This window comes from Nocardia sp. NPDC003345, from assembly GCF_053589395.1.
In genome coordinates, this window is the sequence record NZ_JBSFRU010000376.1 from 1 (window position 1) to 5,804 (window position 5,804).

Here is a 5,804-nt window from a genome sequence, read left to right on the forward strand (position 1 = left end):
GACCTCGTAGGTGCCGCCCACCTGCGGATACTCGTTGTTCAGCGCGTTGAAGCAGTGGGCGCAGGTGACGACGATCTTCTTCTTGCTCTGTTCCACGCCCTCGAACACCGAGTTCAGCACCTCGATGTTCTGCATGGCCAGCTGCTGGAACAGGAATTCGTTACCGGCGCGGCGGGCCGAATCGCCGGTGCAGGTCTCCTCTTGGCCCAGCACCATGAACTTCGTACCGGCGGTCGCCAGCAGTTCGGCGACGGCCTTGGTGGTCTTCTTCGCGCGGTCCTCGTAGGCGCCGGCGCAGCCCACCCAGAACAGGTACTCGTACCCGTCGAAGCTGTCCGCGTCCTTCCCGAACACCGGGATGTCGAAGTCCATCTCGTTGATCCAGTTGAGCCGGTCCTTGGCGTTCTGGCCCCACGGATTGCCCTTGTTCTCCAGGTTCTTGAACAGACCCGCGAGCTCGGACGGGAACTCCGATTCGATGAGCACCTGGTAGCGGCGCATATCGATGATGTGGTCGACGTGTTCGATATCGACCGGGCACTGCTCCACGCAGGCGCCGCAGGTGGTGCACGACCACAGCACCTCGGGGTCGATGATGCCGTTCACCTCGGCCTCGCCCACCAGCGGGCGTTCGGCCTCGGCGCGGGCGGCCTCGGAGATCTGCGCGAGTTTCGCTTCGTCCGGGTTGCCGTCGGCGTCCACCAGGCCGATTTCGTCGCCGCCCATATCCCGGCTGCCGCCGGCGAGCAGGTACGGGGCCTTGGCGCGGCCGTGGTCGCGCAGCGACATGATCAGCAGCTTCGGCGACAGCGGTTTACCGGTGTTCCAGGCCGGGCACTGCGACTGGCAGCGGCCGCATTCGGTGCAGGTGGTGAAGTCCAGCCAGCCCTTCCACGAGAAATCCTCGACCCGTCCGGCGCCGAGGGTGTCGGTATCCGGGTCGACGTTCTCCATATCCAGGGCGCGGCCCTTGGACATCATCGGCTTGGCCGCGCCCAGGGCGACGCCGCCGTCGTCCTCACGCTTGAAGTAGATGTTCGGGAAGGCCGAGAACCGGTGCCAGGCCACGCCCCAGGTGATGTTGCGGCCGACCAGGTAGAGGAAGGCCATACCCGACATCAGCTTGATGAAGGCGAAGATCGACACCATGGTCGGGCTGGCGGGGAGCAGTTCGGCCACCCGCATGGTGAAGAAGTCGGTGGCGCCGTTGGCGTGGCCGTAGGTCGCGATCTTGCCGGCTTTCACGAAGACCATGCCCAGGCCCTCGAGGAAGACGATCGCTTCGATCACATACGCCGGGCCGAAGGCGGAACCGCTGAACCGCGACAGCCGCTCCGGTATCCGCGGATGGTTCAGCTGCCGGATCACGATCAGCACGGTGATACCGACCACGGTGCCGATGCCGAGGATCTCGTCCCACAGGTGATAGGCGGCGGTATTGCCGATGATCGGCCAGTGGAAGGCCGGATCGAAGGTCTGGCCGTAGGCCTCGAACCAGAGGATCGCGCCGCCGAGGAAGCCGATCATCACGAGCCAGTGGGCCCAGCCGACCGTCCGGAACTTGTTCATCCGGGTGTGCGCCAGGAACTCGACCAGCATCTGTTTGAAACGCGGGAAGAACGGCCGCCAGCGATCCGGGGCGGGCTGGCCCAGCATGATGGACCGGACAATATCCCGGACGCCGCCGAAGAACGACGCCCAGCACAGCAGGCTGAGCGCCGCCCCCAAGGTGCCCAGCGTCACTGTCAGGGCATTCATGTCGCGACCTTTCTTTCGAAGCAACACGAGGTACGGAGAACTGAGCAGTACCCGTCCGGCTCGTATCGTAACCGCCAGTAAGTTACTCGCCAGTAACTACTGGTGTCCACTGTACGATCGCCGGCAGGCCGCGGCCCGTCTGCCTGGGTTTTTCGCGGCAATCGTGGCGTGATCAACATCACCTTGTTCAGTTGTTCGTCCATAACGGAACGACCTGATCAACACCGTAAAGGGCCCGCCCTCGCGTGCCGTGATAAGGCCAGGCTTACCCGGGCGGTTTCTTACGCTTGGGAAACGAATCTCGCCTTTTGCCAGTGCATTCGACTACGCTCAGCCCGATCTATCAGGAAGCGTGACATCTCATAACGCTCGGGGAGGATTTCCGGGTCACTTCTAAAAGGACCCCCTCGCGTCGAGATGTCACGCCGGACACCCGATTGGAAATGGATGACACTCCCGAGATCCGCCGCGATCGCTGCACTGGTCAGCGGTTCGCTCGCCATGGGCTTCGGCACAGCCCATGCGGAACCGGCGGCTGCGCCCAAGGAAACCGTCAACTACGCCGTCCAGTTGTTGGAAAAGACCGTGGTCGCGACCATCAACGGCGGAACCTTCTCCATCGTCGAGAAGGAAATCCCTCAGCAGGAGCCGGTCGCTGCGCAGGAGGAGCCGGTCGCGGGGGAGGCGGCCGGGGACCCCATCGCGGAAGACGGTAAAGAAGACGTCCAGAAGGTCGTCGAGATCAAGGACAAGAGCGGTGCCCTGGTGGCTTCCATGCCGCTGGAGTTCACCACCAACGGCGTCGAGATTCCGGTGGCCTCGGAGGTCAAGAAGGACGGCGCCGTCCTCGAGCTGACTCCGGAACGGCCGGCCGGCGTAGAGCCGGGCGCCCCGGGCTCGGTCCTGCAGCCCGTCGCCATGCCGCAGACGCTGAAGCCGATCGCCTCGCCCGCCGAGAACCAGAGCGCGATCAGCGAGTTCTCCAGCAACTTCGGCCTGGCCACGGCCATCGGCGGCTTCGTCGGTACGGCTATCGGCTTCGTTGTCGGCTGTGTCGTCATCCCGGCAATCGGGTGTGTCCCGGGCGCCGGTATCGGCGGCATCATCGGCACCATCGCCGTCGGCGGGCCGACCCTCATCGCGGCCGGTGTCGAACTGGTCAACACCCTGCAGGCGCCGGCCGGTGCCAGCAAATGGGCCAACGGTGGGCAGCCCCAGACCGAGCCCGCGAAGGCGGAAGCGGAAGTGGAAGCGCCCAAGTAACGGCCGTCGGTCCCGCCTCGCACTGCGGAGCGGGACCGCACACCACTGAAATCGCATCGAAAGAGGCGGTCAGGATTCGGAGTGAACTCCGGATCCTGACCGCCTCTTCCGTTTCCGGAGCCGGTCGGATGCGTGCCCGGGGATTTCCGGTTGCCTGTACCGGCGGTCCCGCAGGGGTGACACGCGAGACCGGCCGGAGTTCTTCTCGTCCGCACAATGGTGACCGCGGCGTCGAATAGTGCTCGACGGGCCGAGCCGGCACCCCGCGGCCGCTCGCACCCCTGTATCCGCTCAGGACACCAACCCCGCCCAATCAGGTACGTCTCGCTGGGCCGCGATCGCCCTGAAGACGAGCAGAAGGGCCGGCAGCGACGCTGCCGGCCCTTCTGGCCTGCTCTATGCCGTACGGCTGCCGGCCCTCGGGCCGGCCGCCGGGCCGCCGCCCTGTGCCCAGAACACAGGGCGGCCGGTCACTAGCTCGTGCGGATGCGCAGTCCCGGGTTGTCGGAGAGCACCACGCTCACCGGCTGCGCGAAGAGCTGCGGGGCGTTACCCGTGAGCACGCCCAGCAGGTTGGGGATTTCGCAGATCGGGTAGTCGGCCACCGAGGAGGCGCTGGAGATGCCCAGTGCCAGGCGTCCGGTCACGATCGGGCCGCCGCTGTCGCCGGGGAGGGCGCAGATATTGGCGGAGAAGCTCTGGGTGAGCTGACGGTCGCCGACCTGGACGGTCTGGTCCACCGCGTTCACCACGCCGCAGCTGAAACCGGTCCGCGAGCCGGACTTGCAGACCGGGGCGCCGACGACCGGGGCGGCCACGCCCTCGATCGGGACGGGTGCGGCACCCGGAACCTTGACCTGATTGTTCTCGAAGCGGCCGTTGGCGCCGTCTTCGATATCCAGGATGGAGTAGTCCTGGTTGCCCAGTACCGACTTCTGGAAGGTCGCGATCTTCGGTCCGACCTTGTTGCCGCCGAGCGATTCGTGCACGGTGGCAGCGCCGACATTGTTCAGGTCGGGGTTGCAGTGTCCGGCGGTGATGTTCACGACGTTGCCGGCCGGGCCGACACCGTTGAAACCGAAGGAGCAGCGCAGCGAGCTGTCGCCGGCGATCGAGGCGAATCCGTCGCCGCCGCCGAGCCCGACGGTGCCGGCCTCGGCGACCGCCGCCGCCTGCGGCAGGGTCTCCGCGGCCACCGGGGGCGCCATCACGATGACCCGGGCCGGGTCGATGAAGTTCGGCATCGGCAGCCCGGCCTTGTCCACCCGGACCGCGATGCTGTTGTTGACGGTGTCGATCACGACGCCGCGCACCAGCGCGGAAACCGCCTCGGGCTGGCCGTCGAGCCAGCGCTCGAACGCGCTCTTCTCGCCGCGCAGCGTCGATTCGCTCTTGGCGACATTGCGGACCACGAAACCGCTGGACTCGGCCGCGCCACGCGCTTCGTCGGCACCGGGGCCGGGAGCCAGCGCCACCACGCCCTTACCCTGCTCGTCGAGCCAGGAACCCGCGAAAACTTGCGGGAACTGCCGCTGAGCGGTGGTCGCGAAGGCCGCCACCTGCTGCGCGGTATCGGCCCGCGCCAGATACTCCTCCGGGGAGATGTGCAGATCGCGCTGCAGCGCCGCGACGAGGTCGCTGGGCAGCCCGGGAGCGGGTTCGGGGGCGGCCGAGGAGACCGCGGTGGGGCCGAACAGCAGCACGGCCGCCGAGGCGGCGATCGCGGCACGGTGCAGCCGGTTTCTGGACGGCGACTCTCGCCGTTTACCTATGCGTGGCATGAGCATGCAGAGACTATATCCGCCTCATCCGGCGTTCGGCCGGGTTCGTACGCTGATGCCGCTGCCGACGCCCCCACCGGACGCCGCATCGGCCTGCGCGAGGATGGCGTGAATGGGAATGCCCAGGGTGGCGGTGCCGCCGTACTGGGCCATCGTGATGTTGGCATCCGTGCAGTCGGCCCTGTCGGCGGCGTTTGAACCGCTGGTGATACCGAGTGCCAGGGTGCCGGTGACGATGGCCCCGCCGCTGTCTCCGCCCAGGGTGCAGGCCGTACTGGCGAAGCCGCGGACCAACTTGGGCTCGCCCTCGGTGGTGAACAGCTGGGTCTCGACCCGGTCGGCGACGACGAAGCCGCAGGTGAAGGTGGAGGACTGCCCGGACTTGCAGACCGGGGCGCCGGTCACCGGGTCGGCGGTGCCGGTGATGGTCAGGGTGGTGCCGTTGGCGCCTCGCACCGAGGGCTGGTCCATACCCGCGCCGACCGCGCGCTCGTTCAGCTGGATCACCGAGTAATCCAGCGTGCTGGGGCCGCCCAGCTCCGACTGGATGAAGGTGCCCAGCTGCGGGCTGGCCGGGATATTGCGGATATTCGGGCCGTAGACCGAAGCCCGTTCGTCGCCCTTGTCGAGATTGGGATTGCAGTGCCCGGCGCTGATGTTCAGTGCGTTTCCGCCGGCGTCCACGCTGTTGAAGCCGAACGAGCAGACATCGACACTGCGCAATTCGGCATCGTCGAGCGGGCCGGGGGCGCTGATGTAGGTATCGCCGCCCATGGGATGGCGTTCGACGGGGCCGCCGCCGTCCGGGGAAAGGACGACTTTGATGTTGGCGATCAGCGTCGGCAGATTGAGCATATGAGCCAGCGGCGTATTGGCGACATTCACGACCAGCTGGCTGTTGAGGAAGTCGATGGCGATCGAATTGATCACCTGGGCGATATCCCGGGGCTGCCCGGCGACCCATTGATTCAGTTGCGTCAGGGAGGTTTCCAGCCCGGCCGG

4 protein-coding genes are annotated in these 5,804 nt (G+C 66.7%); 1 reads left to right on the forward strand and 3 read right to left on the reverse strand.

From position 1 onward, the window contains the following. A partial coding sequence (locus ACWDU1_RS28415) for a (Fe-S)-binding protein (RefSeq protein ID WP_450003126.1) occupies positions 1–1,758 on the reverse strand: 1,758 nt, incomplete at its 3' end. A 447-nt stretch (positions 1,759–2,205) separates the two neighbouring features. Here ACWDU1_RS28415 and ACWDU1_RS28420 point away from each other — a divergent pair. Beyond that, complete coding sequence (locus tag ACWDU1_RS28420) at positions 2,206–3,021, forward strand: hypothetical protein (RefSeq protein WP_450003128.1); 816 nt, start codon at positions 2,206–2,208, stop codon at positions 3,019–3,021. 473 nt (positions 3,022–3,494) lie between these two features. On the opposite strand, the gene ACWDU1_RS28425 is transcribed toward ACWDU1_RS28420, so the two are convergent. Both ACWDU1_RS28425 and ACWDU1_RS28430 read right to left on the reverse strand, forming a co-directional pair. After that, the gene (locus tag ACWDU1_RS28425) at positions 3,495–4,808 is read right to left on the reverse strand and encodes a S1 family peptidase (protein ID WP_450003129.1); all 1,314 of its coding nucleotides are present in this window, start codon (positions 4,806–4,808) and stop codon (positions 3,495–3,497) included. Between the two features lie 18 nt (positions 4,809–4,826). After that, positions 4,827–5,804 (reverse strand): S1 family peptidase (locus ACWDU1_RS28430; RefSeq protein ID WP_450003131.1); only part of this gene is annotated, 978 nt, incomplete at its 5' end.

Bases quoted from the DNA above. Each gene is read 5' to 3' on its own strand.
- ACWDU1_RS28420 (WP_450003128.1), top strand. From the start codon at position 2,206: ATGACACTCCCGAGATCCGCCGCGATCGCTGCACTGGTCAGCGGTTCG.
- ACWDU1_RS28425 (WP_450003129.1), bottom strand. From the start codon at position 4,808: ATGCTCATGCCACGCATAGGTAAACGGCGAGAGTCGCCGTCCAGAAAC.